The organism is Bifidobacterium apousia (assembly GCF_007559275.1).
Lineage (GTDB): Bacteria > Actinomycetota > Actinomycetes > Actinomycetales > Bifidobacteriaceae > Bombiscardovia > Bombiscardovia apousia.
In genome coordinates, this window is record NZ_VMHK01000009.1 from 1 (window position 1) to 2,669 (window position 2,669).

A 2,669-nucleotide genomic window follows, 5' to 3' on the forward strand; every position below is an offset into this window, starting at 1 on the left:
AGATACCCCAACACCACACTCTGACCAACACACAACCAAACCCACACACAGAACCTAAAACAACGCGTTTAGTTCCTATAGGCCCTGATGCCGGAGAGACCGTTCTGTATCAGAATAGAGGCTAGATTGGCTGAGCTCTGATAAGGATGCGAAGGGTAAGGAATACGAGCGGTGTCCATCTCAGTTACACCCCTTTAGATAAAAAAGTGCCGCCCTAGTGTGCATATCATATAAATATGATAGAGGCAGTGGCGGCTTCTAACAAGCTTTAATATACTCGGGATATCAGTTAGAAAGCTTCATCAAGATAAAGCTTCACAATATAAACACATTTCTTATCGGATGGTCTTTCTTCTATCATGAGCTACTGCAGATCACCCTTCAATCGGCAAACATAAAACTGGTCGGCTCGGCCGGGGTTGTGGTCATCGGCGGCTGCGCCTTGATGTCTGGCCGCCGCTGTCGCACGCCTGCGGCGTGCTGCTGAAGGGGTTGGGAATGTGGTGTTTGTGCCGCCCCCTTCCATTCTGGCCCGGGCCGCTGCGACTCAAGCCCCGAGCGTCTCCGCCCACACCCCGCTCCGGCCGAGGGGGCCGAACAGCATGCCCCCTCGGCCTCCGGGGGAGTGTTCGGATCCACGCGGGGGCTTGACTCTCCGCTATACCCGGGCCGCCATTCCAGGCGTCGGCACAAACAGTCCCGGCACCAAGGAAAGGAACACCCATGAACACCACAACCAGCCTCCAGGACGACGTCAAGCAACTGAGCCAGGACCCCCAACTCATGCTCACCGCAGGCCGACAGGCCCTCGACAGCATCATGCGCATACTCGACGGCACCCACCAGCCCGAAGCCATAGGACACGACCGGCTCACCCGCATGGCCGCGCTGATAGAAACCTCACTGCCGCACCGCGACGCGCTCCTGGTCGCCGCCATCAACCCCGACACCACCCGAGACGACCTGACCACCATCACCGAACAACCCCACGACCCCGCCGCCGTCAAACTCATCTTCACCAGCCTCACCACCTGCTTCGAAGGCCGGACCCCCGTCAACCAGGAACGCGCCGACAGAGCCTACAACCTCTTCGACCAGCTCACCGCCGCCGTCGGCCCCACCCCACACCTCAGCGCCTCCAGAGCCTACCTGGCCTGGGCCGCCCGCGACCCCGACCAAGCCAGCTCATACATGGTCCAAGCCCTCACCCTCGACCGAACCAACAACCTCGCAGCGCTCATCGCCCTGGCCCTCAGTAAGAACATCAACCCCACCGACGACTAACACCACACACAACCAAACCGAAGAGGTCTCCTCCCAAACCAAGGAGGAGACCTCTCCGCGTCCGATGCGTTTCTCCCGCCCCATAAAAGGGGCACTCGAATCCGCTTCATTCCCTAGGAATGATCGTTGTTTAGATTAATCATGCTTGTCTGCAGCATCAACGGCATGAATGACGAGTAGGGAGATGAGAATGGTGAGAACCTCAGTTATCAAAGATGAGAGCGCCATGGCTTCCCACCTGCTGAAGGCCAAGGCCATCAACCCCATGAGAAACACAAAACTCACAACTTCGCTAACAAGCTTCTTCAAGACCTTGTGACTGCTCATGCTAAACAACACATCCACCAACGCATCAGTTATGTAGGTACCAAAGAACCACAACAGAAAGATAACGATGGTACCCAAAACCCCACGCCACCCATGCACCCAGGAACGAACGCCACCGAAAGGGAGCAAGCGATAAGTGACACCAATGCCGACCGCAAAAGGAAAGACAAAACCCAACAACACAGTTCCGAAAAAACCAACACCGGTAATCGCATCCGAAACCGTTACATGGTCTGATCGTCCACGGTCACTCATCGCTCACCCCTCTCTCCATGAATCAGAGGAACAAATCAACCCATGTCGCCGTGTATTCAGCAATATCGTAAGGGATGCCCAGCTGCATCAAACCTGAGACGATAGCGGCATGAGTCCAGACGCCGGTGGCTTCCAGGAAGTCTGCAATCCGACCGGCCCACGGAGCAATCTTGGCAGGAAGCTTGGAACCTCCCCAGCGCAGAAGCTTAATGACAGCTTTCTTGGCGATCGTCGTAGCCCAATTCCTCGATTGGAAGCCATTACCGGCAGTGCCATCATGCATCGAGAATGCATACTCGGTCAGGATGCCAGCACCTTCATAATCACCGTTTTCCCATGCGGTATCCGCTATCTCCAGCACATCCCTCGGAGTCAGCGAATCGGTGACTTGACTCACGATAGATGTCGAAGCGGTATCCACAGGCTCTGCAGCCATCGCCTGACTGGGAACCATGGCGACTCCCATAGACAGCGCAAGTGGAACAGCAACGCTGGCGAGCAACCTACTTTTGATAGTGTTCAGGGCTTTCATCATAAGCCCCTTTCCGTTTGTTGAGTCAATTCATCCTTGATAACCAATAACGAAGTCAGCGGTGTCAGCCATGGCACCTCTGACAACCCAGCTAAAACTGGAATACTGCACTGATAGATAGGCCTAACTATCATTCTTGAGTTATTACATCAACGGTGACAGTAGCACCACCGTTACACCATTATAGGGCTATAGGAACTAAACGCGTTGTTTATGTTGGGGGTTTGGCCTTGTGGCTGTAAGCGTGTTGGGTGGTTGTTAATAGGTCGGG

General features: G+C 54.9%; 3 protein-coding genes. 1 reads left to right on the top strand and 2 read right to left on the bottom strand.

Features of this window, described 5'->3' with window-relative positions; genetic code table 11:
* The first annotated feature begins 723 nt into the window (after positions 1-723).
* Positions 724-1,284, top strand: a complete 561-nt coding sequence (locus tag FPK30_RS08085; protein WP_015022034.1) for a hypothetical protein — start codon at positions 724-726, stop codon at positions 1,282-1,284.
* A gap of 135 nt (positions 1,285-1,419) precedes the next feature.
* Here the strand turns inward: FPK30_RS08085 and FPK30_RS08090 are convergent, their stop codons facing one another.
* Both FPK30_RS08090 and FPK30_RS08240 read right to left on the bottom strand, forming a co-directional pair.
* Positions 1,420-1,866 carry a hypothetical protein gene (locus FPK30_RS08090; RefSeq protein ID WP_015022033.1) on the bottom strand — a complete coding sequence of 149 codons (447 nt, stop codon included), beginning with the start codon at positions 1,864-1,866 and terminating at the stop codon, positions 1,420-1,422.
* Between the two features lie 22 nt (positions 1,867-1,888).
* Entirely contained in the window at positions 1,889-2,401 is a 513-nt protein-coding gene (locus FPK30_RS08240) for a hypothetical protein (protein ID WP_045925197.1), read from the bottom strand.
* Positions 2,402-2,669: the final 268 nt, after the last annotated feature.

What these genes read in the sequence shown, in the direction of transcription:
- FPK30_RS08085 (WP_015022034.1), top strand. Translation starts at nt 724, where the DNA reads ATGAACACCACAACCAGCCTCCAGGACGACGTCAAGCAACTGAGCCAG.
- FPK30_RS08090 (WP_015022033.1), bottom strand. Translation starts at nt 1,866, where the DNA reads ATGAGTGACCGTGGACGATCAGACCATGTAACGGTTTCGGATGCGATT.
- FPK30_RS08240 (WP_045925197.1), bottom strand. Translation starts at nt 2,401, where the DNA reads ATGATGAAAGCCCTGAACACTATCAAAAGTAGGTTGCTCGCCAGCGTT.